At 71.1% G+C, this 24946-nt stretch carries 24 protein-coding genes, 1 tRNA gene and 1 pseudogene; 10 read left to right on the top strand and 16 right to left on the bottom strand.

Annotated features, from left to right (window positions below):
* Positions 1 to 17 precede the first annotated feature (17 nt).
* The 3 genes from BS75_RS48335 to BS75_RS18765 form a co-directional block, all read right to left on the bottom strand.
* Positions 18 to 200 carry a hypothetical protein gene (locus BS75_RS48335; RefSeq protein ID WP_152645797.1) on the bottom strand — a complete coding sequence of 61 codons (183 nt, stop codon included), beginning with the start codon at positions 198 to 200 and terminating at the stop codon, positions 18 to 20.
* A gap of 356 nt (positions 201 to 556) precedes the next feature.
* A complete protein-coding gene (locus tag BS75_RS18770; RefSeq protein WP_034089074.1) occupies positions 557 to 1285 on the bottom strand; it encodes a YoaK family protein in 729 nt (242 codons plus the stop codon).
* A 105-nt stretch (positions 1286 to 1390) separates the two neighbouring features.
* Positions 1391 to 2323: a LysR family transcriptional regulator gene (locus BS75_RS18765; protein ID WP_034089073.1), complete on the bottom strand. Its 933-nt coding sequence runs from the start codon at positions 2321 to 2323 to the stop codon at positions 1391 to 1393.
* A 163-nt stretch (positions 2324 to 2486) separates the two neighbouring features.
* Between BS75_RS18765 and BS75_RS18760 the strand changes: the two genes are divergently transcribed.
* Both BS75_RS18760 and BS75_RS18755 read left to right on the top strand, forming a co-directional pair.
* On the top strand, positions 2487 to 3371 hold the full coding sequence (locus BS75_RS18760) for a helix-turn-helix domain-containing protein (protein ID WP_034093319.1): 885 nt from the start codon (positions 2487 to 2489) through the stop codon (positions 3369 to 3371).
* Positions 3372 to 3624: 253 nt separating this feature from the next.
* The gene (locus BS75_RS18755) at positions 3625 to 4593 is read left to right on the top strand and encodes an SMP-30/gluconolactonase/LRE family protein (protein ID WP_034089072.1); all 969 of its coding nucleotides are present in this window, start codon (positions 3625 to 3627) and stop codon (positions 4591 to 4593) included.
* A gap of 155 nt (positions 4594 to 4748) precedes the next feature.
* Here the strand turns inward: BS75_RS18755 and BS75_RS46695 are convergent, their stop codons facing one another.
* Together BS75_RS46695 and BS75_RS18745 are read right to left on the bottom strand one after the other, a co-directional pair.
* Positions 4749 to 5549, bottom strand: a complete 801-nt coding sequence (locus BS75_RS46695) for a DUF4253 domain-containing protein (protein WP_081982428.1) — start codon at positions 5547 to 5549, stop codon at positions 4749 to 4751.
* Positions 5550 to 5614: 65 nt separating this feature from the next.
* Positions 5615 to 6598, bottom strand: coding sequence for a GlxA family transcriptional regulator (locus tag BS75_RS18745; RefSeq protein WP_034089071.1), 984 nt, complete (start codon positions 6596 to 6598; stop codon positions 5615 to 5617).
* Positions 6599 to 6737: 139 nt separating this feature from the next.
* Here BS75_RS18745 and BS75_RS18740 point away from each other — a divergent pair, with 139 nt between their 5' ends.
* Both BS75_RS18740 and BS75_RS18735 read left to right on the top strand, forming a co-directional pair.
* The gene (locus BS75_RS18740; RefSeq protein ID WP_034089070.1) at positions 6738 to 7328 is read left to right on the top strand and encodes a cysteine hydrolase family protein; all 591 of its coding nucleotides are present in this window, start codon (positions 6738 to 6740) and stop codon (positions 7326 to 7328) included.
* Positions 7329 to 7705: 377 nt separating this feature from the next.
* Entirely contained in the window at positions 7706 to 8920 is a 1215-nt protein-coding gene (locus BS75_RS18735; protein ID WP_034089069.1) for a hypothetical protein, read from the top strand.
* Positions 8921 to 9051: 131 nt separating this feature from the next.
* Here the strand turns inward: BS75_RS18735 and BS75_RS18730 are convergent, their stop codons facing one another.
* Genes BS75_RS18730 through BS75_RS18720 form a run of 3 tightly spaced genes read right to left on the bottom strand, consistent with a single transcriptional unit; the run spans position 9052 to position 11544 of the window.
* Entirely contained in the window at positions 9052 to 9843 is a 792-nt protein-coding gene (locus BS75_RS18730) for an ABC transporter permease (protein WP_034089068.1), read from the bottom strand.
* Positions 9840 to 10832 (bottom strand): ATP-binding cassette domain-containing protein, encoded by a 993-nt coding sequence (locus BS75_RS18725; RefSeq protein ID WP_034089067.1) that lies wholly within the window; start codon positions 10830 to 10832, stop codon positions 9840 to 9842. Before BS75_RS18725 ends, BS75_RS18730 begins: the two co-directional genes overlap by 4 nt.
* A gap of 49 nt (positions 10833 to 10881) precedes the next feature.
* Positions 10882 to 11544: a DUF4097 family beta strand repeat-containing protein gene (locus BS75_RS18720; RefSeq protein ID WP_034089066.1), complete on the bottom strand. Its 663-nt coding sequence runs from the start codon at positions 11542 to 11544 to the stop codon at positions 10882 to 10884.
* A gap of 254 nt (positions 11545 to 11798) precedes the next feature.
* On the opposite strand from BS75_RS18720, the gene BS75_RS52235 reads away from it, so the two are divergent.
* From BS75_RS52235 to BS75_RS18705, 3 genes are all read left to right on the top strand, one after another.
* On the top strand, positions 11799 to 12554 hold the full coding sequence (locus BS75_RS52235) for a helix-turn-helix domain-containing protein (RefSeq protein ID WP_034089065.1): 756 nt from the start codon (positions 11799 to 11801) through the stop codon (positions 12552 to 12554).
* A gap of 471 nt (positions 12555 to 13025) precedes the next feature.
* Entirely contained in the window at positions 13026 to 14249 is a 1224-nt protein-coding gene (locus BS75_RS18710) for an AAA family ATPase (protein WP_034089064.1), read from the top strand.
* Between the two features lie 15 nt (positions 14250 to 14264).
* Positions 14265 to 14768, top strand: coding sequence for a DUF4276 family protein (locus BS75_RS18705; protein ID WP_231607824.1), 504 nt, complete (start codon positions 14265 to 14267; stop codon positions 14766 to 14768).
* A gap of 3 nt (positions 14769 to 14771) precedes the next feature.
* Here BS75_RS18705 and BS75_RS18700 read toward each other — a convergent pair whose 3' ends face one another.
* Positions 14772 to 16523: a PLP-dependent aminotransferase family protein gene (locus BS75_RS18700; RefSeq protein ID WP_052069528.1), complete on the bottom strand. Its 1752-nt coding sequence runs from the start codon at positions 16521 to 16523 to the stop codon at positions 14772 to 14774.
* A 166-nt stretch (positions 16524 to 16689) separates the two neighbouring features.
* Between BS75_RS18700 and BS75_RS18695 the strand changes: the two genes are divergently transcribed.
* On the top strand, positions 16690 to 17181 hold the full coding sequence (locus tag BS75_RS18695) for an Lrp/AsnC family transcriptional regulator (protein ID WP_042438204.1): 492 nt from the start codon (positions 16690 to 16692) through the stop codon (positions 17179 to 17181).
* 20 nt (positions 17182 to 17201) lie between these two features.
* Here BS75_RS18695 and BS75_RS48330 read toward each other — a convergent pair whose 3' ends face one another.
* The 5 genes from BS75_RS48330 to BS75_RS18675 form a co-directional block, all read right to left on the bottom strand.
* Entirely contained in the window at positions 17202 to 17363 is a 162-nt protein-coding gene (locus BS75_RS48330) for a hypothetical protein (RefSeq protein ID WP_408022543.1), read from the bottom strand.
* Between the two features lie 96 nt (positions 17364 to 17459).
* The gene (locus BS75_RS18690) at positions 17460 to 18647 is read right to left on the bottom strand and encodes a hypothetical protein (protein WP_034089062.1); all 1188 of its coding nucleotides are present in this window, start codon (positions 18645 to 18647) and stop codon (positions 17460 to 17462) included.
* 2 nt (positions 18648 to 18649) lie between these two features.
* Positions 18650 to 19252, bottom strand: coding sequence for a SigE family RNA polymerase sigma factor (locus BS75_RS18685; protein ID WP_034089061.1), 603 nt, complete (start codon positions 19250 to 19252; stop codon positions 18650 to 18652).
* 122 nt (positions 19253 to 19374) lie between these two features.
* The gene (locus BS75_RS18680) at positions 19375 to 21006 is read right to left on the bottom strand and encodes an amidohydrolase (protein ID WP_034089060.1); all 1632 of its coding nucleotides are present in this window, start codon (positions 21004 to 21006) and stop codon (positions 19375 to 19377) included.
* Positions 21007 to 21031: 25 nt separating this feature from the next.
* A complete protein-coding gene (locus BS75_RS18675) occupies positions 21032 to 21727 on the bottom strand; it encodes a TetR family transcriptional regulator C-terminal domain-containing protein (RefSeq protein WP_042438207.1) in 696 nt (231 codons plus the stop codon).
* A 79-nt stretch (positions 21728 to 21806) separates the two neighbouring features.
* Here BS75_RS18675 and BS75_RS18670 point away from each other — a divergent pair, with 79 nt between their 5' ends.
* Positions 21807 to 23273: a purine-cytosine permease family protein gene (locus tag BS75_RS18670; RefSeq protein WP_034093314.1), complete on the top strand. Its 1467-nt coding sequence runs from the start codon at positions 21807 to 21809 to the stop codon at positions 23271 to 23273.
* Positions 23274 to 23394: 121 nt separating this feature from the next.
* Here BS75_RS18670 and BS75_RS18665 read toward each other — a convergent pair.
* Both BS75_RS18665 and BS75_RS18660 read right to left on the bottom strand, forming a co-directional pair.
* Positions 23395 to 23467 (bottom strand) — tRNA-Arg (locus BS75_RS18665).
* 127 nt (positions 23468 to 23594) lie between these two features.
* Positions 23595 to 24212, bottom strand: a complete 618-nt coding sequence (locus BS75_RS18660; RefSeq protein ID WP_034089059.1) for an FtsX-like permease family protein — start codon at positions 24210 to 24212, stop codon at positions 23595 to 23597.
* Between the two features lie 318 nt (positions 24213 to 24530).
* Here BS75_RS18660 and BS75_RS52230 point away from each other — a divergent pair.
* Positions 24531 to 24749 (top strand): annotated as a pseudogene (locus BS75_RS52230) (histidine kinase); the annotation flags it as partial.
* Positions 24750 to 24946 lie beyond the last annotated feature (197 nt).

Raw genomic sequence — 24946 nt, 5'->3', positions numbered from 1 at the left:
CTCCCGCTCGATGGGGATCACGACGACCTGCCGTGGGAGCGGCGGTCCAACTGCCGGAGCACAAAGCGGCCCACGGCGAAGAAGACGATGAAGCAGGCGAGCACCACGACGCCGCACAGGAGGTAGAACAGCGGGCTGTAGTGCACGCCTGTCGGATCCGAAGCGGCGACGATGACGCCGAGCGGTGGTGAGGTAGGCATGTGCTCAGCCTTCTGCGGGCGGCCGGGCTGTCACATCAGCCGAAAGCACGGTCGGCCGTGGAGCGGATCGTACTTTCGGCCACTCCGGCGCACCGGAGCGGTCCCGTAGCCCGGCCGACGCGCTCGCCGCCGTGCGCCGCGTGGTCGGCGACGAACATCGGCCGCCCGGTCGATCGACGTTGCCTTGGGCCGGTGGCCAACCAGGAGTGCAGAGAGCCGCGTAGTACAGGCCGGAGTCGGAGACGGTGGTCAGGAGAACCGGTCCGGGGCGGTGACCGTGGGGGCGAGGTGCAGGGCGCTGCCCTCGGTCACGGTGAGCGGCGCGGTGGGCCAGGACGCGACGAGCGGGGAGCGGGTCAAGGCTGCGTCCAGGAGCGGTCGGAGCGGGTGAGGGTGGATGCGGCGGCAGTGGCCGCGGCGAGCAGGAGCGCCGCGAGGAGGAGGGGCATCGACCGGTGGCCGTGCAGTACGGCCAGGGCCCCGATGAGGGCGCCGAGGAACATGGCTGCGGCAGAGAGCACGCGTCGGCCGGCCCGGCTGCCGGGGCCTCCGGCGAGGCGGCTGTCGGATGCGATTCCGGTGATGGTCAGGGTCAGCACGGTCGTGGTCAGGTCCGGGACCGCCAGGGCGCGGGCCGCAGCGTTCTGCACGCCCATGGCGAGGCCGAGCAGCACGATCAGCAGGTAGCGGACGGCACCGTGGGAGGGGTCGGCCATCTGCGCGGCGGCACAGGCGGCTGCGACCAGGAGGGTCTCCAGGACGAGTGCCCGGTGCAGCAGTCGGCCGCGGTGGGCGTGCGCCCGTTGGGCGAGCCGTCCGCCGAACAGTGCGCCCGTTGCGAAGGCGCCGACGGCTGCCAACGAGGCGGTCAGCGAGAAGCCGGGGGCGCCGACCAGGGCGAAGCCGGAGAAGACGACATTGCCGGTCATGTTGGCGACGAAGACATGCCCGAGGGTCAGATAGCTGAAGGCGTCGACGAGTCCGGTGGTCAAGGTCAGGGCCAGCATCAGCGGCGGCAGCGGACCGTGCCGGTCGTTCAGGTCGGGGACCACGGTGGTCCATGCGTCACGCAGGACGACAGGCATGGGTGCGTTCCGATCAACAGGGCCCCTTGGGGCGGCGGGCTTTCCCCCAAGCCTCTGTCGATGCTTTTGTTCTGTCCAACATATGGATCTAGATGCAGCGATCGCTCATACCGATTGATCGGGCCGGAGGTGGTGGTCCACCACCTCCAGAAAGGCGGCGGCGGCCGAGGAGAGACGCTTGCTGTCGTAGACCACGCTGATGCGGTGCACGGCAGCGGAGTCCGCCAGGGCCAGCATCCGGGCCCCGTGGGGCAGGCCGGTGCCGGAGCCCAGCAGCGCGTTGGGGCCCTGGACGGAGGAGCGTGGCACGACGGTCACCCCGACACCGCGGGCGGCCAGGCGGATCATGCTGTGGACCTGGGCGACCTCGAAGTTGCGGCCGGGTTCGACGCCCGCGCGGGCAAAGGCCTCCTCGACCTGACGACGCAGCCCGCTGCCCCGGGCGAACTGGATGAGCTGGTGGGTCGTCGGCAGCTCGGCCAGGTCGACCTCCTCACGGTCCGCCAGTCCGTGGTCGGCTGGGACGATCACCACGAGCGGGTCGCTGCCCAGCACCCGGTGGTCCAGCCCCTCCGGCAACTGCTGGGGACGCAGGCCCACGACGGCGAGGTCGAGGCCGCCGGAGGCGACCGCCGCCGCCATGTCAGTGCTGGTGGCGTTGACGATGTGGTAGTCGATGCCGGGGTGGCGTGCGTGGTACTCGGCCATCACCTCGACCATGTCGAGCGGGCCGGCCAGGGTCTGGACCAGCCCCAGGCGCAGCCGTCCGCGGCGCAGGCCGCCCAGCGCGTCCAGCTCTTCCTGGGCGTGGTCCACGTCGGCGAGAATGCGCCGGGCCAAGGGCACGAGCAGGTCACCGGCGGCGGTCAGCCGTACCGAGCGGCTGGTCCGGCTGAACAGTTCGGAGCCGACGTCCTTCTCCAGCCGCGCGATCTGCTGGCTCAGTGCGGACTGCGCGACGAAGCACCGCGCGGCAGCCCGGGTGAAGTTGCGGGTCTCGGCAACAGCGAGGAAGTACCGCAGGTGACGCAGTTCCATCTGTACTACCGATCGGTCGACGGCCGACCAGGCGCCGGCCCGAATTCATTGTCGCAAGGGGTGCGCACCACGCGGGCAGCCCACGAGTCAGTCGATCGCCCCGGAGATGCCTACCCCCAGCAGGGGCAGGCTGCTCGTGCCGGCCCGGACCATACTCGGAGCCATGAACGCAAAAGGGCAGCTCGGGGAGTTCCTGCAGACGCGGCGCTCGCAACTGCGGCCCGAGGATCTCGATGTGCCCACCTATCGGGAGCGGCGGCGGGTGCCGGGTCTGCGGCGCGAGGAACTGGCGCTGCTGGCAGGCGTGAGCACCTCCTACTACACCCGGCTGGAGCAGGGGCAGTCGCTGAACGCCTCACCGGAGGTGCTGGACGCGATCGCCCGGGCCCTGCGGCTGGACGAGGCCGAGCGGCTGCACCTGCACAACCTGACCAGGTCGGCCAAGGGCCCGGCCCGCGCCCGGCGGCCGGCACCGGAGCGGCTGACACAGGCAACCGGCCAGCTGCTGGAGGCACTCGCGGCTCCGGCCATCGTGGTCGGCCGTCGCAGTGACGTGCTGGCGTGGAACCGCCTGGGCCATGCCCTGTTCGCCGGACACCTGGACCCCGGTGCCGTGGACCGGACGGGGGAGCGTCCCAACATGGCCCGGCTGGTCTTCCTCGATGCCCATACCCGTGACCTGTACGCCGATTGGCCGAGCAAGGCCAGAGCGGTGGTGGGAAGTCTGCGACTTGTGGCGGGCCAGTATCCGGACGATGCCGCGCTGCACGCGCTGGTGGGTGAACTGAGCGCGAAAAGCCCGGAGTTCGCCTCGATGTGGGCTGATCACCGGGTCAAGGCAGGTGCCGTCGCCGCCTACGGGATGCGGCACCCGCTGGTCGGTCCGCTGACCGTCACGCAGCAGACCTGGAGCCAGGAGCCGGGCCAGAACATCGTGATCGCCACCACGGAGGCCGACTCGCCCTCGCGGACCGCGCTGGCGCTGCTCGCCCAGGCCATCGCCCAGGGCGACCCGGTGCGACCCGGGCTCCGGGCCGACGTCGGATGACCCCGTACGCCAACCGTAACCGCTGTCCGATATCCGGACACTGATAACCGTTCACCAGTCACCGCGCCGACGACTGCGACCGCGGTGCAAATCCCGGCCGGGCACGGTCGACAGTCGAAAGTCACTTCCTGACGAAGTTTCGGACGCACAGCGCGTCCGTCCGAGCCATCCATCCGGGCTTTCCAGCCGCCCATCCACTCGACCCAGTGCGTCGGCGTACCGTTGCCGCATGCCCGAAAACAGTGAAGGCATCATGTTCAAGAAGCTGTCCAAGACCGCCGTCGCCGTCGCCGCCGTCCTCGGCGCCGCCGGGATCGTGACGGTCGGTCCGGTTCCGGCCTCGGCCGCCTCGGCCCCGCTGAGCGGCGCCCGGATCGCCGTCCACTTCGACCTGGCGAAGGGCCAGACACCGGAGAACATCGCCCTGGCCCCCGGCGGCGGCGAGTACGTCACCTTCGCCGAGGCCCGCCAGGTCGCCCGGATCTCCGCGAACGGGTCCATCCACGTCCTGGCGACCATGCCGCTGCCTGCCGACGGCGGTGTCCACACGCCGGCCCTGGGCTTCCCCCTGACGGTCGGCATCGTCCGCGCCGACGACGGCACCCTGTACTTCCTCTACGCCACCGGTACCGCCGATCTGACCGGCGTGTGGCGCCTGCGCCCCGGTGGCGTGCCGCAGCGCATCGCGGCGCTGCCGCCGACCGGCCTGCCCAACGGCCTTGCCCTGGACGCGCGGAGCGGGACCCTCTACGTCACCGATTCCGTCCTCGGCACCGTCTGGAGCGTGCCGGTGGCCGGCGGCACGCCGACCGTGTGGTCCGCCGCTCCCGAACTCGCCTCCACCGGCTTCCTCGGCGCGAACGGCTTGAAGATCCACGGCGGGGCGGTCTGGGTCACCAACCTCGACCAGGGCACCGTCCTGCGCATCCCGATCCTCCGGGACGGACGCGCCGGTGCGCTCCAGACCCGGGCCACCGGTCTGTCCGGGATCGACGACTTCGCTTTCACCGGCCACGGCGACCAGCTCCTGGCTGCCCTCAACGGCCCCGGCGAGGTCGCCCTCGTCCAGTCCGACGGCAGCCACTCCATCGTGCTGACCCCGGCCGACGGCCTGGAGAACCCCACCTCCATCGCCCTGCGCGGCCACACCGTCTACATCGACAGCGCGGCCTACGTCACGGCCACCGACCCCAACCTGATCATCGCCCACCTGAACGAGTAGCACCGCAGGCCGGCGGCGGTCCGGCCGGGCCGCCGACACCGGCGTCCTGGTCCTGCCCGCTCAGGCTGGGTGAGCAACTGGCTTTCCTGCTGGACCTCGCGGTCCACGGCCGCTTCAGGGCCAGCGGCTTCACCGCCCCGTCCTGACGGGGCGGTTCAGTCCCACCAGAACGACCAGAGGTGGTTGTCGACGAGGGATTCGGCGTAAACGGGGAAGGGCGTCGTTCCGTCGTTGATGTTGTCCGCGCCGGTGAGGACGTGCTCCAGGGCAAGGTGTACGGCGTGGTCGAGGGTCCGCGGTGGGCGGGTGACGGACACATGGAGCGTCGCGCCCTGGAGTGCGACGACGCGGGTGCCGAAGCGGCCCTCCCAGCTGCGGAGCATGTTGCAGAGCGAGGCGCGCGGCGCTTCGCAGCGCCAGCCCATGACCGCCGGGATGTCGCTGCTGCGGGTCGCCGGGACCAGGCCGAGGTGGGCGCCCCGGAGGCCGTGGTGACCGGCCGTCAGCTTCTCGACGGCCAGGTAGGCGGTGTCGTCCGGGTAGTCGATCCCGGTGGCGAGGCCGGCGGGTGCCAGCCCGGGCCACTGGTCGTGGGGCGGCCCTGGGTCGTCCTCCCAGGGAGTGACGCCCTCGGGGAGCTCGTCCGCTCGGACCGGCAGTTCCTGTCGGCGCAGTTGTCGGGTGCGGTAGGAGCGCCAGGCCCGCTCCAGGTCGGCGTCCAGTTGACTTTCCGGTATGTCGTCGGGGAGTTGGGGGTGGTCGGGAGGGCTCGGCCAGGAGTAGAGCACGGGCCGCAGGCCGGTCTCCCGCGCCTGCTGCTGGCATCGCGCCCACCAGGTCGCCGGGGTGGTGACCGGTTCGTCGGAGAGCCAGAGCGCGGGTGCTGCGCAGGGCGTGACGTGCCCAGGGGGCAGACCTGCCGGGAGGCGGAAGCCGCTGGTGTCGCCGGATGCCATGGAGTGAGGGTAGGTGCCACCACTGACAGTGGCGTCAACGACACGAGCGCAGACCGCAGGAGCGGTCAGGGGTGGAAGCGGCGGCGGTATTCGGTGGGGGTGGTGTTGAGCTTGCGGCGGAAGGCACGGATCAACGTGTCGATGGTGTTGAAGCCGCACGTCGCCGCGATGCGTTCGAGAGTGTCGTCGGTGGATTCCAGGCGGGCGCGCGCGGCTTCCAGTCGGGCGGACTCCACATAGGCGCCGGGGGTCGTGCCGAGCTCGGTCTTGAAGATCCGGGCCAGTTGCCGTTCGCTCACGCTGGCCTGCCGGGCGAGGTCCGGCACGGTCAGCGGCGCGGTGAGGTTCGCGGTGATGTGGTGGCGCAGCCCCTCCATCCGGCGGGTGGTCGAGATCGGCTCCATCGGCACGCTGAACTGGGACTGTCCGCCGGTGCGCTTGAGGTACATCACCAGTTGCCGGGCCACGCCCAGGGCGGCGCGCTCCCCGTGGTCCTCGGTGATCAGCGCCAACGACAGGTCGAGGCAGGCGGTGATCCCCGCGCCGGTCCACACGTTGCCCTGGCGGATGAAGATCGGGTCGGGATCCACGGTGACGGCCGGGTAGTCGGCCGCGAGTTGGGGTGCGGTGGACCAGTGGGTGGTCGCGCGCTTGCCGTCGAGGAGGCCTGCGGCGGCCAGCAGGTGCGCGCCCACGCACACGGACGCCACCCGGGCCGAGCGGGCGGCCAGGGTGTGCGTCCACGCCACGACGCCGGGCGGGGTGACCGCGCGGAGGCGACCGGCGGCATCGGTCTCGACCGACCCCGGCACCATGAGGGTGTTGATCCGGGCGTCCTTCAGCTGCTCGAAGGTCACGTCCGGCAGCACCCGCACTCCGGCTGCCGTGACGACCGGCTCCAGCGACTCCGCGGCGAGCACCACCCGGTAGGCGGCGGCCTCGGGGACCTCCCGGCGCAGCAGGGAGAACACCTCCGGCGGCCCGGTGACGTCCAGCAGGTCGACCCCCGGGAACAGCATGACGGCGATCAAGTCTCCACTGGTCTGCATCGATTGCCCCCGGATGAGTGCGGCGACGGCGGCCGCGCGGATGTCCGATTCTGCAAGCTGGACGTCATTGCCGTCAACGTTTTGTTGATCGTAGCGTGGGTGGTGTCCGCTCGAACCGGCAATCGAAAAGGTGCAGCACGTGGCGACGACGACCTTGCGTGAACTCAACAGCTTCGACCAGAGCCCGGCCCGGCTGGCCGACTCCACACTGATTCTGATCGACTATCAGAACACCTACACCCAGGGCGTGATGGAGCTCGACGGCTGGGCCGACGCGCTGGAGGCCGGCGCCGACCTGCTGGCCCGCGCCCGCACCGCGGGTGCGAAGGTCATCCACGTCATCAACGACGGCGGCGAGGGCACCCCCTACGACATCCGCGCGGAGATCGGCCGGATCCACCCGCGGGTCGCCCCGGTCCAGGGCGAGCCGACGGTGGTCAAGGGCAAGCCGAACGCGTTCCTCGACACCGAGCTCGGCGAGCTGGTCGACAACGCCGGCAAGGGCAAGGTGATCATCGCCGGTTTCATGACCCACATGTGCGTGGCGTTCACCGCCCAGGGCGCCTTCCTGCGCGGCAACCACGCCACCGTCGTCGCGGACGCCTCCGCCACCCGTCCCCTGCAGACCCCCGCCGGCGAGGTCACCGCCGAGCAGCTGCACCAGGGCGCGCTCGCCACCATCAACGACCTGTACGGCGTCGTCGTGGCCAAGGGCTCCGAGCTCTCCTGACGCGTGACGCGTGACGCGTGACGCGTGACGCGTGACGCGTGATGCACGACGCGCGACGCGTCACGCGTAGTGCCTGACGCGGGGCCCGGAGGGGTGGCCCCGCGCACACAACGTCCGCTGCGGAGTTCCGTGGCGCGCACCCCCCGTTGAGCCCGTTCTCCGCAGCGGACGGACCGGGGCCCGGGGGCGCGCCGGCAACACCCGGGGGAGCACGCCCGCCGTTGGTCGCGGCTGGGCGCCGCCCGGTACGCACAGCCCAATCACAGCGACAGCACTGTTCATCGTGACAGCAGTGCGCGCCGCGACAGCGCTGCGCGCACTGGGGCGCGGGCCGACAGCAGGCCCGTGACCCCATCCATCCGAGGGGGGAATGAAAAGTGTCGCCCAACCGCAGATCCGTTCTGAGTGGTGCCGCAGCCGTCGGCGCGGCCACCGCACTCACCGGCTTCACCGGCCACAGCACCAGCGCCTACGCGGCCACTGCCACTGCCACCGCCACCGGTGTCCCGGCCACTGCCGCCGGCAGCGTCGCCGAGAGCCAGGCCCGCAACAACATGCTGGCCGTCGACACCAGCATGCAGAACAACTACGACACCCTGCGCGCCCAGGTGATCAACCAGCTGAACCCGGTCATCGTCGTCGACAACGACGGCACAGGGGGTACGTACTACCTGGTCAGCAAGGGCACCGTGCTGGAGACCGTCCAGCCCGTCGATCCGGTGTTCGCGCTGGCCAAGTCCATCGCCCACACCCCGCTGGGCATCTTCTCCATCTGCGCGCCCTCGCTCGACCCCACCAACATCCTGACGTCGCAGGCCCAGTACATCGACCCGCACGACCTGCAGATGGTCGCGTTCAACGGGCCGGGCAACACCAGCTGGATCAGCAACCTCCAGGCCTTCTCCGCCACGCTGGACACCGCCCGGCAGACCCTGGCGTCCGCCAACCTGCCCGCCGACGCCAACGGCAGCCTGTACGACTCCTGCCGCTACATCCTCGACAAGGCGCACGCCTACATCGCGACCGCGATCGCCAACCGCGAGTTCGACATGCAGTCCTTCGAGAGCTTCACCGCGGACGTCTACCCCAGCGTCCGCACCAACATGTACTGGGCCTCGCGGGTGCAGATCGACGGCGTCAGTGCGCTGATGACCCGTTGGCGCAACCAGCTCGGTTCGGCCTGGTCGGGCCTGTACGTGGTGGTGCTGTCCATCTGGACCACCTACGTGCAGAACCAGAACAGCATCATCCTGCAGAACTTCATGGACCAGAGCCAGGTGGCCACGCACCTGATCAACCTGATGACGGCCGAGACGCCGACCGACCCGGTCCACGTCAGTCTCGACAACCTCGCCCGGATCGTGCAGGACAACATCGCCGCAGAGATGGTGTTCGTTTCCGACCAGCCCACCGCCGACGCCCTCAAGGGCCAGCCGGACCTGCTGTCCACGGAGATCCTCCAGCTCCTCGGGAGCGGCGCCACCACCGCCGGCACGGCGGGCACCGCCAAGGCCGCCGCGGCCATCACCAAGGGCCAACTGACGCAGATAGCCTGCCCGTTCCACAACCGCGCTTCGACGCTCAAGGTCTGACCCGCACCGCTCGGCGGACTGCGGGAAATGACGAAGGCCCAGGTGAACCGGGACGGTACCGGTGACCTGGGCCTTGATCGATCTCTGCGGCGGAGCGGGCTGCGGGACGCGATCCCGCGCTGTCACGGCGGTTACTTCTGGTCGCTGTTGAACTTCGAGGTCGACCAGAAGTAGCCGAGTGCGGTGAGGGCGACGCACCAGGCGACGGCGAGCCAGCCGTTGTTGCCGATGTGGGTGCCGAGCAGCAGGCCGCGGAGGGTTTCGATGGCGGGGGTGAAGGGCTGGTACTCGGCGATCGGCTGGAACCAGCCGGGCATGGAGTGGATCGGGGTGAAGGCGCTGGAGAGGAGCGGCAGCAGGATCAGCGGCATGGCGTTGTTGCTGGCGGCCTCGGCGTTGGGGCTGATCAGGCCCATGCCCACGGCGATCCAGGTGAGGGCGGTGGCGAAGAGGACGAGCAGCCCGAACGCCGCGAGCCAGTCCAGAGCGGTTGCGTGGCTGGAGCGGAAGCCGATGGCCACGGCGACGGCGCCGACCAGGACCACGCTGGCGATCGACTGGAGGACACTGCCGACGACGTGTCCGACCAGGACCGAGGGGCGGTGGATGGCCATGGTGCGGAAGCGGGCGATGATGCCCTCGGTCATGTCGTTGGAGACGGAGATCGCGGTTCCGACCACCGTGCTGCCGATGGTCATGAGCAGCAGGCCCGGGACGATGTAGGCGATGTAGGCGGAGCGGTCCGAGTGGCCGCCGCCGATGCCCGCGCTCATGGTCCCGCCGAAGATGTAGACGAAGAGCAGCAGCAGCATGATCGGGGTGAGCAGCAGGTTCAGGGTGAGGGAGGGGTAGCGCCGGGCGTGCAGGAGGTTGCGGCGCAGCATGGTGGACGAGTCGCGGGCGGCGAGGGACAGGGCGCTCATCGGACGTTCTCCTTGGACTGGGCGGGCCGGGTGGCCGGTCGGGTGGCCTGGTTGGGGATGTCGGTGCTGCCGGTGAGGGCGAAGAAGACGTCGTCGAGGTCGGGGGTGTGCACGGTGAGTTCGGCGGCCTCGGTGCCGGTGGAGTCCAGCCGGTCGAGGATGGTGCGCAGGTCGCGCTGGCTGCCGTCGCTGGGGAGTTGCAGGGCCAGTGCCTGGTCGTCGCGGGTGGCGTCGGGGAACGCGGAGACGGCGTCGCGGTAGGCGGTGGGGTCGGTGAAGCGGAGCCGGACGTGTCCGCCGGGGACGAGTCGCTTCAACTCGTCGGCGGTGCCCTGGGCGGCGATCGTGCCGTCATGGAGGACGGCGATGCGGTCGGCGAGCTGGTCGGCCTCTTCGAGGTACTGGGTGGTGAGGAAGACGGTGACGCCGTCGGAGACCAGTTCGCGGATGATCTGCCACATGTTGTGGCGGCTGCGGGGGTCCAGGCCGGTGGTCGGTTCGTCGAGGAAGATGATCCGGGGGTTGCCGACCAGGGTCATGGCGAGGTCCAGTCGGCGCTTCATGCCGCCGGAGTAGGTGGAGGCGGGCTTCTTCGCGGCCTCGACCAGGTCGAAGCGCTCCAGCAGGTCGGCGGCGACCCGCCGTCCCTCGCGCCTGGACAGGTGGTGCAGGTCCGCCATCAGCAGCATGTTCTCCTCGCCGGTGATCAGCCCGTCCACGGCGGAGAACTGCCCGGTGACGCCGATCGCGGCGCGCACTGCCTGCGGATCGGCGGCCGGGTCGTGGCCGCCGATGTGGATGCCGCCGGTGCCGGGGTCGGCGGAGACGAGGGTGGAGAGGATCTTCACGACGGTGGTCTTGCCGGCCCCGTTCGGCCCGAGCAGGGCGAAGACCGTTCCTTCCGGGACGGCCAGGTCGATGCCGTCGAGCACGACCTTGTCGCCGTAGGACTTGCGCAGCCCGTTCGCCGCGATGGCCGGGGTGGTCATGATGGGTGCTCCTTCTGGGCTTGCGGGTCAGGGGCTGTGGGGCAGTTGGTCAGAGGCTGCGGGCGGTGATGTCGCCCTGGTTGGTGGTGGCGTGGATGTGGAGTTCGGTGGCGCCGTCGTTCTTGAGGCTGTTGGTGACGCGGCCCTGGGTGGTGCCGGCGTTCAGGGAGGCCGAGACGTCCTTGGCGGCGGCGACCGAGATGCTGCCCGTCTGGGTGCGGAGCGCGACCCGGCCGTGGGTGGCTTCGGCGATTCGGATGTCGCCCCTGGCGGTGCTGATGTCGGCGGGGCCGCCCAGTCGGCCGACCTCGACGTCGCCGTCGACGGCGGTGAGGTGCAGGCCGGCGGCCTCGTCGATCTTGATCTGGCGGTACGCGCCCTCGAAGGCGATCTCGCCGAGGCGGCCGACGGCCCGCAGTTCGGTGCTGGCCGCCTTCGCCTCGATCCGGGAGCCGGCGGGCAGTTGGACGGTCACCTCGATGGATCCGGTCGGGCCGAAGTACTGGTTCTTCGTCGGGACCCCGATCCGCAGGACTCCGTCGGTGTATTCGACCGTGGTCTGCTCGGCGGCCTTGACGTCGCGGCTCTTGGAGGCGTCCGCGGGCAGGACCTCGACCGTGGTGTCGGCCCGGTCGGCGGCGATGAGCTGGACGCGCCCGGAGGGGATGTCGAGGACGGCGGCGATCGGGGCGGGGGTGGCGAACTTCTGCATGATGCTCTCCTGCGAGTCTGCGGCCTGCTGGCCCGGTGTTGCTGACATGAGAAACGCTACGTTGCATTCCAATGTCCAGCAACAAGCTTGTTGCACGAAAAGGCCATCGCTGCTGGTGAATGGCGCTAAATCGTTGCACTGGCGCTGAAGGTCAATGCAATGCCCCGCCCTTGCGTGTTGCAATGGACTGAGAGTGAACGCTATGCTCGGGGCATCGCCGACGCACGATGCACCGATGCACGAAGGAGACCGTGATGCCGGGAGGCAGACTCACCCAGCAGGAACGCCAGCAGATCGCACTGGGTCTGGCCGACGGTCTCCCCTACGCGGAGATCGCCAGGCGCCTCGACCGCCCCACCTCGACGATCACGCGCGAGGTGATGCGGAACGACGGCCCCACCGCCTACCGGGCCGACCTGGCCCACCGCGCCACCGAACGCCGCGCCCACCGGCGCAGTCAGCCCGCGTCCCGAGGGGCGGAACCGGTGCCCCAGCCGCACGGACGTGACGCCGAGGCGGTGCGTGCGTACGAGGAGCTGTTCACCACCGCCATGGTGGAATCGGGCCTGCCCAAGATGATGTCGCGGGTGCTGGTCTGCCTCGTGACCAGCGACACCGGCAGCCTGACGGCGTCCGAGCTGGTCCAGCGCCTCCAGGTCAGTCCCGCGACCATCTCCAAGTCGATCAGCTTTCTGGAGAGTCAGACCCTGGTCCGCCGGGAACGCGACGAACGCCGCCGTGAGCGCTACGTCATCGACGACGACCTCTGGTACCAGTCGATGGTCGCCAGCGTCCGCGCCCTCACCAAGCAGGTCGAGATCACGCGGCAGGGCGTCGCCGTTCTCGGCTCCGGCACTCAGGCCGGCGACCGTCTGGAGAACATCGCCCGCTTCCTCGACTACGTCTCCGAGAGCCTCGCCCGCGCCGCGGACCAGGCCCGTGACGTCCTTCACGCGAGGTACGAAGCCCCCTCGGACGCCCCGGCCGAGCCGAGCCCGGATCTCGACTAGACCGCCTGCGCGGCGGCCAGTTGCGTACTGGCGCTGCTGCGGCGGGCCGCAGGCCGAGGCCAGCGTCCATCGGCCCGACCCGCCCAACTGGCCGCCCAGCACCACGTAATTCCGGCGCCGAGCAACGCCGGATTTCACCACGCCAAGGCGGGGGTACTTTTCGTTCCCACTTTTTTCGTCGCCCGATTTCTCCTCGGCGGACTCGCCGCTGGAAGGTAAGTCCTCGATCAAGCCGAAGCGACCTCTCAGCGTGGGGCTACCGCTGCCGGATTCAGTACGCGCGAGGGTGGGGAATGGTAGAGTCCCGCGAGAGTCACCGAGAGCGATACTTGCAGGCCAGATACCCCATTGGGCAAGTCTCTGCAGGTCAGGGATGCGGTCTGGGAAGGCTTGGGTCGCGGGGTCGTCGGCTTCGAACCCGACGGCGCACTCTGTGCTGCAGCATCGGTCCGGCTGAGGAGTTGATGTGGGATGCCCGCCGAAGCCACCTCCCGCGCTGTCCCGTTCCTCACGCGTGTTCGGATCAGAAACTACAAGTCGATTGCTGAGTGCGACGTCGTACTCGGGCCACTGACCGTTCTGCTCGGCCTGAACGCCTCTGGTAAGTCCAATTTCCTCGACGCGCTGATGTTCGCGCGCGACGCAGTGGAGACCACTCCACAGGAGGCTTTCCGGGCGCGCGGAGGAGCCGTCGAGGTACTGCACCGCGACAGCGTCGGCGGCGCCGTGACTCTGGTGATCGAGCTGGACATCTGCTTCACCGCCTCCGGCTCACCCGACCAGCTCTGCAACGCCACCTACGGTTTCGAGCTGCGTGCGTCCGACAACCTGCGGAGCCCCGTCGTCATCGTGCGGGAGTGGTGCGATGCGCGTACAGCGGATGGTTCGAGGCTCGGATTTGAGCGTGACCTCAAGGCCCTGCGGTCGATCACGGATCACAGCGTCCTCGGCGAGCCGACTTCCGTCCACGGTTTGTGGCTGCGAAGCAGCGCGGTATCCAGCAGCATTCTGAGCGACCTGTTCACAGCGCTGATCGGCATGTCGCGCTTCGAGCCCGACCCCCGCCGCATGGACCGGCCCGAGCCGCGAACACCCGGAATGATGCTCGGTCCGAACGGAGAACACCTGGGGGATGTCCTCGGCGCGCTCGCCTCCGGATTCCCGTCGGTCAAGGAGCGCGTCGACGCCTATGTCCGAGCGATCGTTCCCGGTGCGGCCGGTATCGATGGGCAGGTACTGGACACCTTCTCCTCCGTGCAACTCCGTATGGTCGACGAGGAATCAGGAGCGGTGACCCGCTTCGGGCCGCTGGCCATCTCCGAGGGCACCATGCGGGCGGCCGGTGTGCTGGCCGCGCTCTTCCAGCCGGATGCGCTGGTCGGCTACGTCCCCGTCGTCTGCATCGACGAACCGGAGCTCGGGTTGCATCCGACCGCTGCCGGGGTGCTGTTCGATGCGTTGACCGAGGCATCCGAGCATGTGCAGGTGATCGTCGCCACTCAGAGCGGCGACCTGCTGGACCGCGACGAGGCCGATCCGGACTGGGTGCAGGTGGTGGCCATGCGCGAGGGCGTGACCAGGATCGGACCGGTTGACGGTGCCTCACGGACGATCCTCGCCGAGAGGTTGACCACGCTCGGTGCATTGATGCGGGACAACCAACTGGTGCCGGCCGACTCGGGAACGGGGGAGTAGGGCATGGCCCGACCCGTGATCGCCGCGATCGTGGAGGGACAGGGCGAGCAACTCGCCAAGCACAGCACCTTGGAGAGGGCCGTGCAGCAGCAGGGCATCCGCATGCGCGGGGCGAGTGCGGGCGGTGTCCTGGTCCTACTGGACGCGGACGACGACTGTCCGGCCGAGCTGGGGCCGAAGCTCCTCGCTTGGGCGGTCGCCGCCCGGTCCGATACACCGGTTCGTGTGGTCGTCGCCAGCCGAGAGTACGAGTCCTGGTTCCTGGCCGGCGCGGCATCGCTGGCCGGTCGGTTCGGCTTTTCCGAAGGGCTGGAGCCGCCCAAGGACCCCGACCATCTTCCCCGCAATGCCAAGAAGTGGCTTGAGGAACAGCGGGACTGGCGCCCGTACAAGGAGACGGCGGATCAGTTGACTTTCTCGTCAGCCCTCGATGTCGGGCTCACGCGTTCCCTCTCCGACTCGTTCGACAAGCTGTGCCGGGATGTTGCCTGGCTGCTCGGCAGTTCGCCCCGCTGCTGAGGGTCATCCGAGCGTGGTGGCGGCCTGTCGGAGGATGGCGGGGTCGTCGGCGAGGTCCCGCAGCAGGGCGTCCAGCTTGGCCCGGTCGACCGACGACATCAGGAAGACGTGGACGTAGCTGCGCCGGGTGGCCTCGTCGCCCGGAACCATCAGCACGTCCTGCGAGGACAGCGACCACTTCGCCACCAGCTCGGGGCCGGGCTTGCGGAACCGGACGGTGATGGCGCCCGGGGTGCGGGCCGGCCACAGCTCGACGCCGCGCTCCTGCTCCAGGCGGCGCAGTTGCTGCTCCAGGTAGGCGGCCAGCTCCTGGGCCCGGCGGATCCGGTCCACCTGCTCCTGGTAGGAGTGCCGGGACAGGTGGTCCCAGAGCACCAGCGGCGAGAATCCGTTGCGGGAGCCAGCGAAGGTGGTGTCGGGCGCGCCGATGTACTCGGGCTGGGACGGCGGGGCGATCTGGTACTTGACCTTCGTCATGTAGATGCCGCACGGCCAAGGTGCGCCGGGCCACTTGTGGCCGCTCATGGCGATCGAGGAGACCATGTCGACATCGCCGAACCGCTCGGTGGGCAGGGTGATGCCGAAGTCGAACTCCGGCAGGTCGGTGTCGGGGGTCCAACCGAACGCCGCCGGATCCGCGCCGGCCATCCGCATGAAGGGCGCGTAGCCGGCGCCGAGGGCGCCGTCCACATGGATCCAGAAGCGTCGGCGCAGGTCGACCAGTGGCTCGCCGGTGCCCGGGTCCCTGCCGTGGACCACCTCGCTGCGGATCAGGTCGTACCGCTCGAAGATCGGCAGCAGTCGCTCGCAGACCTGTCGGACGTCGTCGTGGGCCCCCTTGAAGGTGCTGCCGAGGTTGAGGCTGACGAAGATCGGGTGCCCCTTGGCGGCGAAGAACTCCACCAGCACCGCCAGGGCGTCGATGTCGATCTCGCCGGTGCCGTCCCACGGATGACCCGAGGGGCCGCTGCGGGAGGGCGCCTCGGCCGGCCAGTCGCGCGGCTGACCCGTCGGCCCGACCAGCGGACACTCGCCCGGATACTGCTCCATGCCCACGGCGCCGAAGGTCTCCACGCCCAGCACGTGGACCGCCTTGGCGAACGAGTAGTGAGTGTCCTCCGAGTAGAACGCCACCGGGCGGCGGGCGTTGGGGTTGCCCGGCCCGGACGCGGCCCGGACGTGGCGCGGGGCGCCGGACGTACCGGTCGGGCGCTGGATCAGCGCCTTGCCGCTCAGGTAGTCCCTGGCGTTCCAGAGCGCGTACATATTGCCCTCGGTCGAGCCCATGGAGAGCACGTACCCCCAGTACGACTGGGGGTCGTCCGCGTCGTACGGCCCCTCGGCGTGCCACAGGGCGGCGTAGTAGTCGAGCACCGCGCGCTCGACGACCTTGGTGTTCGGCTTGTAGCCACCGCTCTGGAACGGGTCGCCGAGGTTGTTGATGTTGTGGTGCAGGAACCGGCCGAGGTCGAGGGCGCCGCTGCCCATCTCCTGGGTGGCCTGGTAGCCCAGCAGGTACTGGCGCTTGCTCGTCAGGTACGCGTCCATCGTGTCGAGGGCGCGCAGCCGCTGCTCGTCGTCGAGCCCACCGGTTGGCAGCTCGAAGTCGCCGAGGTGCGGTTCCTGGACCGGGGTCGACCGGGACGGGGCGTGCGGGCCGCGGAGGGGGGACACGTCCAGGGGCGCGGCTCGGAGGTCCGTCCGTACGGGTTCGTCGTGGCCGATTCGAACGGCCAGGGTGTCGGTTCGGCTCATGGCTCAGCACTCCCGGTTCGCTGGGTCGGAGGCGTTGGCGTGAGCCGGTCCGATCGCTAGCCAGAATGGAACCTGTGGCGGGTGAGGGGGAAGCAATCCGCAGAAGATTCGGAATCTTCGGCAGAATCCTTGCTTATCATCGGTACGGGCAGGGACTCTGGGTGGCGTGCCGAATATTTCCGAAGCGCGCCGAGCGCCCATCGACGATGTGGACCGGGCGATCCTGCGCATCCTCGCCGACAACGCCCGCACGCCGAACAACGCGCTCGCGGACGCGGTGGGCATCGCCCCCTCGACCTGTCTGGCCCGGGTGCGCGCGCTGCGCGAGCGCGGGGTCATCCGCGGTTTCCGGGCGGAGATCGCCCCTGCTGCGATCGGGCTGCCGCTGCAGGCGATGATCTCGGTCCGGCTCCGGGCGCACACGCGTGAGCAGAACGAGAGCTTCCGCGCCACCGCCCCCGACATGCCCGGCGTGGTGGCGGTGTTCCACATGGCCGGGTCCGACGACTACCTGCTCCATGTCGCCCTCGCGCACCCCGACGCCCTGCGCGACTTCGTGGTGGACCACCTCACCACCCATCCGGCAGTGGCGCAGACCCGGACCAACCTGATCTTCGAGCAGATAGCCGGCCGTCGGCACCTGGTCCCTGAGCCCTGAGGGTCCGGGTCGCGAAGGCGTCAGCCGGGCGCGGTGGCGGTCGGTCGGGCGAAGGCGTCCGGGTTGTCCAGGATGATGTCGTGCCCGCAGTCCGGTACGGCGACCAGTCGGACGCCGGCGCGGGTGAGTTCCTCGTCGCGGGGCGGCCGCCCCGTCCACCTGCGGGTAGCGGAGGGTGTCACCGGTTCGGGGATTCCGGTCCGGTCACGTCGGAGTCGGCGTGACCGGACCGGGGCCGGCTTTGACGGGACAGGCCGGGCCGGAGGGTGCTGACCGGGTCAGCCGTGGACGACGTCGAAGAACGGCGCGTCGGCCCGCAGGTCGAGCCCCGGCGGCAGGTTGTTGCCGGGGGTTCCGTTCTGGACCGCGGTACCGGCGCCCGGCGTCTGCACGATCATGCCGACCTGGCCCCGGGCCAGGCACGACGGCGTCGTGGCCGGGACCGGCAGCTTCACCCTGACCACGATGCTCTGCCCCGGCGACAGGGACACCGTGTCCAGCAGCGGCCACTGACCGGCCAGCGAGACGGTGTGCCAGGCCCCGCCGTCCGACCACTGGGCGTCCGGGAACGGGCTGAAGGAGCAGTCCGACGTGGAGCCGTAGGCGTCGAGGTGCAGTTGGACACCGGTGTAGGAGCCGGTGGTCGAGTCGGTGAGGGTGAAGTCGGACTCGCCCGAGGTGGTCCCGGTGGTGACCGTCGTCGGACCGGTGGCCGTGAACGAGGGCGCGACCAGTTGCAGATCACGGGAGTTGCTGACCAGCCTACGGCGGCCCCCGCTCAGTTGGACGACGAGTTCCGCGTCGGTGACGCCCACCGGGATGATCCGCAGGGACTGGGTGACGCTGCCGGCGGCGGGCAGGTTCAGCGCGAAGGTCGCCACGTCGGCCGACGGGCCCACCGCAACCGCCTGGTACTGGACCGGAACGGAGACCCAGGCGCCGGATGCCGGGTCCAGCCGCTCGGCGACGGCCGACTCGTCCGGTGTCGTCGCGTTCGGCGTCGGCATGGTCGGCGTGCCGAGCTGGACGGAGACGGTTGTGGTGCGGGCCGCGCCGGGGTTGTCGACGGTGAAGGAGATCTGGTTCAGCGCCCCCTCGGCCAGCGCGCTCGGAAAGTTGAGCGAGAGCGTCGGGGCGGCGGACCGTGCCGCCGTTCCGCTGGTGGCGGAGGTGCTCGGGGCGGGGGCGGTCGTCGCCGGGGCGGTCACGGGCGCGGCCGGAAGGGGCGTCGGGCCGGAACCGCTGCCTGCCAGGCCGTAGCCGACCACTGCGCCCACGACGGCCAGGGCCATCGGAAACGCGGTCATGGCCACCCGGCGCTGGATCCCGCGCCGTCGGCCTCGCGCCCGTGCGGCGGCGGGACCCGGCGGACGGGCGGCGGCGGCCGCGCCGACGGAGACGGCGGAGAGCAGGTCCTCGAACCGCTCCGGGTCGATGTCTCGGAAATCCTCGATGTTCTGGACCACGGTCAGAACTCCTTCCCGGCCGCGGGACGTGCGCCGGTCGCGGGGTGCATGCCGGACGCGGGGCGCACGCCCGGCGGGGGCGCGGCCGGGCCGACGGTGGACGCCCCCGGCGCGGTCTCGTCCCACTGCTCGGTGAGATGCGGCGAGAGCGCCTTGCGGCCCCGCGACAGCCGGGCCTTGACGGTGCCCACCGGGCTGTCCGTCTGCGCCGCGACCTCCTGCACCGACAGTCCGACGAGGTGGTGCAGCACTATCGCGTTCCGCTGCTCGACCGAGATCTTCCGCAGTCCGGCCACCAGCGCCAGGTGGTCCGGGCTCAGACCGGGCACCTCCTCACCGGCCGCGCCGCGCCGGTGCGCGGACAGCCGGTTCACCGCCTTCCGCCAGGCCGAGACGGAGAGCCGGTAGGAGACGGTGCGCACCCACGCCTCGGGCGCCTCGTGCCGGCTGACCTTGGCCCACCGCTGCCAGGCACGGGCGTAGGCCTCCTGCACGCAGTCCTCGGCCTCGGCCATGCTGCCCGTCATCAGGTACACCTGCCCCACCACCCGCCGGTACGTCGCGGCATAGAAATCGTCGAAGTCGAGACCTCTCTGTTCCGCCACCGCACCTCCCCTCGTCCTCGGTCCTGCCGATCGGTGCGCTGCCCGCTCTCGGGCGCCGCCGCAGTGTTTACGCCCAGGCAGGGGGTTCAGTTGCATCGATGGTGGGGCCGGTTCACCACTGCTCAGAGGTGGTCGGCCCGGTGGGTGGGACGGCCGTCGACGACGGTCAGCAGCACCGGGAGTGCGGCGAGGTCGGTGTCGGCCACGGTGAGCGGGTCGTCCGCGAGGACGGTGAGGTCGGCGCGGTGGCCGACGGCCGGTCGTCCCGCCCGCTCCTCCTCGCCGTCCACCCAGGCGGGGTGGACGGTGATGCCCTGGAGCGCCTGGAGCGGGCTCAGCGCCTGGTCGATCCCGTGCGGCGGCTGGGCGAGGTCGCGGGTGGGACGGCGGTGCCGGGCCCCGGCCATGACCCCGAGCGGCGCGTAGGGGGCGATCGGCCAGTCGGAGCCCAGGACCACCCGCACCCCGGCCTCGGCCAGGTCCCGGCAGCGCCAGCCCCGCCCGGCGCGCTCCTCGCCCAGGCGGCGGGACCAGTTGTCGGTGTGGTCGGCCCGGGTGTAGTCGCAGCAGTGGGTGGGCTGCATGGAGGCGGTGACCCCGAGCTCGGCGAAGCGCCGCACGGTGCCGTCGGGAACGGTCTCGATGTGCTCGACCCGGTGCCGGACGTCGCCGGTCCGGGGCGGGGTCCCGGTCCGGGCCCGGGCGAGGGAGTCGAGGACGTGGCGGACGGCCGCGTCGCCGATGGCGTGGGTGGCGGTGGCCACGCCGGCCCGGTGCAGCTGGCCCACCGCCCGGGTGTACTGCTGCGGGTCGGGCCAGAAGGCGTGCGCCGAGTCCCCGTGGCAGTCCGGGTGTTCGAGCCAGGCGGTGCCGTTGTCGATGGTGCCGTCGATGAACAGCTTGACCCCGGCCACCCGCCACAGCCGTCCGCCGACACCCTGGCCCCGGATCAGCTCGGCCACGCTCTCCGCGTCCGCGCCGGGCTGGCAGTGCGGGGCGACCCGGAGCCGGAGCGGCAGTTCGCCGTCGGCTTCCAGCGCGGCGTACAGGTCGAGGCTGTTGCCGTGGGCGTCCATGGCGTGGCCGCCGGTCAGGCCAGCTGCGGCCATCCCGCGCAGCACGGCGGAGAGCTGCGCGCGCTCCTCGGCGGCGGTGGCCCTGGGGGCGGCGGCCTCGACCAGTTCGCAGGCCGCGTCCTCCAGCAGCAGGCCGGTCGGGCGGCCCTGTTCGTCGCAGACGACCTCGGCCGCCTGCTCGAACTGCCGGGGGCCGTCGACCCCGGCCAGCTCCAGCGCCCGGGAGCCGGCCAGCACCGAGTGGCCGTCGAAGAGGTCGAGCAGCGCCGGGACGCCGTCGACGACCGGTCCGAGGGTGGCGGCGCTGACCGGCAGGTCGCCGAAGACGTTCGGGTCCAGGCCCCAACCGCGCAGCCAGGCACCGGCGGTGAGCCCCTCCCGGGCACGGGCGAGGGTGCTGCGCACGGCGGCCAGGTCGGCGCAGCCGGACAGGTCGACGCCCCGGGTCCGCTCGGCGCCGGAGACCGGGTGCAGGTGTCCGTCGACGAAGCCGGGGGAGACCACGGCCCCCTTGAGGTCGATGACGGTGGTGGCCGGTCCGGCGAGCGCGCGGACCTCGCGGTCGTCGCCGAGGCAGCTGATCAGGCCGCCGCTCGCGGCGAGGGCGCTGTGCGGAAGGAACCGGCCCGTGACCGGGTCGAGCAGCCGGGCGGAGAGCAGGACGAGATCGGGGTGCACGGGGCGGCTCCTTCGGGGCAGTTGGTCAGTCCCCGGCCGGGGGCCGGGAGGGTTCGTGACCGGACGGGTCGTCGGTGGTCGCGGGTGCCGGTGCGAGCGCCTCCAGCGCGCCGGCGGGCAGGTCGAGCACCCGCTCCGCCGTGCTGAAGGCCATCGTCCGGACGGGGCGCGGGCGGTTGCTGCGGTCGGTGTTGACGTGGGCGCCCTGGCCGTCCAGGACGACGAGGATCTGGATGACCGCCGCCGCCGGGTCGTCGGTGCGGAAGTCCCCGGCGTCGACGCCCTCGCGGACGAGCCCGGTGAGGCGCTCGCGCCACAGCGACTCCTGGTGGCCGACCCGGTCCCGCAGCGTGGCCCGGTACCGGCTCAGGTGCCGGGCGTTCAGCCAGAGCCGGCTCATGTCGTCGTAGCGCCGGCCACCGGTCAGCGACAGGAAGCGGGCCAGCTGGCCGAGCGCCTGCCCGGCCGGCCGGTCGGCCGGGATCAGCCGGTCCAGTTCGGCCGTCGCCGCGTCGCCGAACGCCTCCGCGACCAGGTCCTCGGCCACCGGGAAGTAGTGGCTGATCAGTCCGGGGCGGACGGCCAGCTCGTCGGCGATCCGCCGCACCGTGATCAGTTCCAGGCCCTCGGTCAGGGCGATGGTCTCGGCGGTGGCGACGATCTCGGCGCGCCGGGCCTCCGGGGCCTTGCGAACCCGTTTCGGCCGAACGCTTGACGTCATGTCCTGAACGCTATTGGATGTGCGACCAATAGACAAGCCGACTCCCTTGTCCGTGTTCACCTGCTGCTCGGAGGACCCCATGGCACCCACGATTCCAGACCGCGACGCGGTCGCGTCCGCCTCCCCGCCCGGGGAGGGCGAGAGCGAGGGCGCGGGCAGGGCGCGGGGCATGGAGACCCACGGGATCGACCACATCCCCGACAGTGAGCGGCACGGCCGGGCCCGGGACCTCTTCGGCGTCTGGGCGGCGCCCAATGTGAGCTACCTCAGCCTGGTGGTCGGCGGCGCGCTGATCCTGATGGGCCTGGACCTGTGGCAGTCGCTGCTGGTGATCGTGGCCGGCAACCTCCTCTGGGGGCTGGTCGGGCTGTTGGCGGTGAGCGGTCCGGCCTCCGGCACGCCGAGCGAAGTGATCATGCGGGCCATGTTCGGCACCCGTGGCAACCGCGTGAACATCGCGCTGACCGGCTGGTTCGTCTCGGTCTGCTACCTCGCGCTGAACTGGGCGGCGGCCTCGCTGGCCGCGTTCAGCCTGGTGGCCAGGTTCGGCGTCCATCCGGACGCCGTGGCCAAGACCGTCATCGTGGTGGCCGTCGCCGCGGCGACGCTGGCCATCAGCGTCTACGGCCACGCCACCATCGTCCGGCTCTACCTGCCGTTCACCCTGGTGCTGACGGTGGTCTTCGTGGTCCTGGCCGGGTACGTGCTGAACCGGGCCGACTGGTCCTACCACCCCGCCCAGCCGCTGCACGGCACCGCGCTCGGGGCCGCGATGGCCGGCGGGCTGGCGCTGATCGCCTCCGCCCCGCTGAGCTACAACAACAGCGCCGACTTCTCCCGCTACCTGCCGCGCTCCACCTCGTCGGCGTCGATCGCCTGGTGGACGGCGCTCGGCGCGTTCCTCCCCAGCGTGCTCTTCACCGCGCTCGGGTCGCTGGCCGGCACCGCGATCGACATGACCGACCCGCAGACCGCGCTCACCGCCATCCTGCCGGGCTGGTTCAGGCCGGCCTTCCTGCTCGCCGTCGTCCTCGGCGCGATCGCCAACAACGCGATGACCGCCTACAGTTCCGGCCTGGCGCTGATGGCGGTCGGGGTCCGGATCCGCCGCTCGCGCAGCGTCGCGCTGGACGGCGCCCTCGGCGTCGCGCTGACCCTGTACGCGGTGCTGGTGTCCGACTTCCTCGACACCGTCAGCAACATGCTGGAGCTGATGGTCGCCCTGCTCGGCCCGAGCATGGCCGTCTACGCCGCCGACATCCTCTGGCGCCGCAACCGCTACAACGGGCTCGAACTCAGCGACGAGAGCCGCGGCGGACGCTTCTGGTACCGCGGCGGCGTCAACTGGGCCGGGGCGACGGCGCTGGTGGCCGGTACCGCCGCCGCCTCGCTGTGCCTGAGCACCAGCTTCTACACCGGTCCGGTCGCCCGTGCGGCCGGGGGCGCCGACCTGTCGCTGCCGACCGGCATCATCGTCTCGGCCGGCGTCTACCTGCTGATGATGCGTCGGCACCGAGCGGGCGCCGGTGCCGGATCCGCCGGCTGACCGCCTGCCTGTTCGTCCCGGGAGTCGAACACGGCCTGGAACGAGGTCGGTTGCGAGATCGGTCGGTCCTCTGCACGGGCGCATTCCGCCTGTCGCTGACGGCGGACACGCGCCCGAGGCGTTGGCCCGGCAGGGATCGAACCTGCGACACCCCGGTTCGTAGCCGGGTGCTCTGTCCACTGAGCTACGGGTCAATCAGGCGCCGGACGACGGGACTTGGGACTTGTCGAGGTCCCCGGCGCGCTGCTGTCGATGGTACGGACGGCGGCGGGGCGGGCGCGAGTGGATTTCCGCGCGCCCGCCCGGCTCCTGGTGCCGGCGTCACTCGGTGCGCAGCGCCGTGACGGTCCGGGTGCGGGCCGCCCAGCCGGCCGGGAGCAGCGCCCCGAGCAGCGCGATGGCCAGGCCGCCCAGGCCGAGCAGGACCAGCTCCGGCACCGGGTAGACGTCGATGGCCGAAGCGGGGAACACCAGCCCGGCGCTGCGCCCCATGGCCGGGACGGTGACCGCGTGGATCAGCAGCCCGAGCGGCAGGCCGACGCCGCCGCCGACCACCCCGATCAGCGCGACCGAGGAGAGCACCATGGCGGTGGTCTGCCCGGGGGTCATCCCGAGCGCCTTGGCGATGCCGATCTCGCGGACCCGCTCCCGGGTGTCCAGCAGGACGGTGTTCAGCACGCCCATGGCGGCGACGGCGACCAGCATCAGGGTGAGCGCGGCGGTGAGCGCGTCGAGGACCACGATGGTGCCGCTGGTACCGGTGCTGCCTGGGTCCGTTGTGGCAGTGACGCCGAGCGGCGTGAGCGTGCGGTTCAGCCCGGTGAGGTACGCGGTCCGGTCCGTGCCGGGCTTGAGCTCGACGGAGTAGCTGTCCGGGTGCAGGTCGGGCTCGGCAGCGGTGATGGTGGCCGCGTCGGTCAGCACCTCGTTGGTCTGCATGTGCGGGTCGAAGACCTCGCCGACGATCCGGACCGGGACGGACCGTCCGTGGCCCGGCTCCGCGAGAATGATCGGGTGACGAATGTGGCAGGGCCGAACCGACTGCGGTCGCTGGTAGCGGAGTTGTGGCGCCGGGTGGAGGGCGCGCCGCAGACCGGGAGGCCGGCCACGACGCGCGGTCGGGCGTTCGACGCGGTGCTGGCGCTGCTGCTGGTGCTGGCCGGCGTCCACTACCTCGAAGCCGTCGGCGAGGGGCCGGCCGCCGTGGTCGCGGTGCTGGTCCTGGTCCCGGTCTTCGCGGCGGCCTGGGAGATCCGGATGTGGCGCCGCCGCGCGGACGAGGGCCGGGACCGGCTGGCCGCGCTGGAGCGTGAGCAGGTCGCGGCGCTGAACCTCGCGGTCGAGCACGAACGGGCGAGGATCGCCCGGGAGTTGCACGATGTGGTGACCCACAACATCGGGATGATGGCGATCCAGGCCGGAGCCGCGCGCAAGATCATGGACAGGGACCCGGAGCTGTCCCGGGAGGCGCTGCTCGCGGTCGAGGCCGGAGGCCGCGCGGCGATGACCGAACTGCGGCACGTGATGGGGCTGTTGACGATGGACTCGGAGGGTCCGGACGCGGCCGGGCTCAGCCCGCAGCCGGGACTGGACCGGCTGGAGGCGCTGGTCGGCGGGGTGCGGTTGGCCGGTCTTCCGGTCGACCTGACCGTGACCGGGGAGCGGCGACCGGT

The organism is Streptacidiphilus albus JL83, assembly GCF_000744705.1.
Taxonomy (GTDB): Bacteria; Actinomycetota; Actinomycetes; order Streptomycetales; family Streptomycetaceae; genus Streptacidiphilus; species Streptacidiphilus albus.
The sequence above is the reverse complement of the archived record's forward strand: the minus strand, read 5'-3'. Positions and strand labels throughout refer to the sequence as shown.

Coding starts and splice junctions, on each gene's coding strand:
- BS75_RS18725 (WP_034089067.1), bottom strand. CDS start 10,832: ATGACCACCCCGGCCATCGCGGCGAACGGGCTGCGCAAGTCCTACGGC.
- BS75_RS18770 (WP_034089074.1), bottom strand. CDS start 1,285: ATGCCTGTCGTCCTGCGTGACGCATGGACCACCGTGGTCCCCGACCTG.
- BS75_RS18700 (WP_052069528.1), bottom strand. CDS start 16,523: ATGAGCCGAACCGACACCCTGGCCGTTCGAATCGGCCACGACGAACCC.
- BS75_RS46695 (WP_081982428.1), bottom strand. CDS start 5,549: ATGGCATCCGGCGACACCAGCGGCTTCCGCCTCCCGGCAGGTCTGCCC.
- BS75_RS18720 (WP_034089066.1), bottom strand. CDS start 11,544: ATGCAGAAGTTCGCCACCCCCGCCCCGATCGCCGCCGTCCTCGACATC.
- BS75_RS18730 (WP_034089068.1), bottom strand. CDS start 9,843: ATGAGCGCCCTGTCCCTCGCCGCCCGCGACTCGTCCACCATGCTGCGC.
- BS75_RS18765 (WP_034089073.1), bottom strand. CDS start 2,323: ATGGAACTGCGTCACCTGCGGTACTTCCTCGCTGTTGCCGAGACCCGC.
- BS75_RS18760 (WP_034093319.1), top strand. CDS start 2,487: ATGAACGCAAAAGGGCAGCTCGGGGAGTTCCTGCAGACGCGGCGCTCG.
- BS75_RS18670 (WP_034093314.1), top strand. CDS start 21,807: ATGGCACCCACGATTCCAGACCGCGACGCGGTCGCGTCCGCCTCCCCG.
- BS75_RS18660 (WP_034089059.1), bottom strand. CDS start 24,212: ATGCAGACCAACGAGGTGCTGACCGACGCGGCCACCATCACCGCTGCC.
- BS75_RS18755 (WP_034089072.1), top strand. CDS start 3,625: ATGTTCAAGAAGCTGTCCAAGACCGCCGTCGCCGTCGCCGCCGTCCTC.
- BS75_RS48335 (WP_152645797.1), bottom strand. CDS start 200: ATGCCTACCTCACCACCGCTCGGCGTCATCGTCGCCGCTTCGGATCCG.
- BS75_RS18745 (WP_034089071.1), bottom strand. CDS start 6,598: ATGCAGACCAGTGGAGACTTGATCGCCGTCATGCTGTTCCCGGGGGTC.
- BS75_RS18675 (WP_042438207.1), bottom strand. CDS start 21,727: ATGACGTCAAGCGTTCGGCCGAAACGGGTTCGCAAGGCCCCGGAGGCC.
- BS75_RS18710 (WP_034089064.1), top strand. CDS start 13,026: ATGCCCGCCGAAGCCACCTCCCGCGCTGTCCCGTTCCTCACGCGTGTT.
- BS75_RS52235 (WP_034089065.1), top strand. CDS start 11,799: ATGCCGGGAGGCAGACTCACCCAGCAGGAACGCCAGCAGATCGCACTG.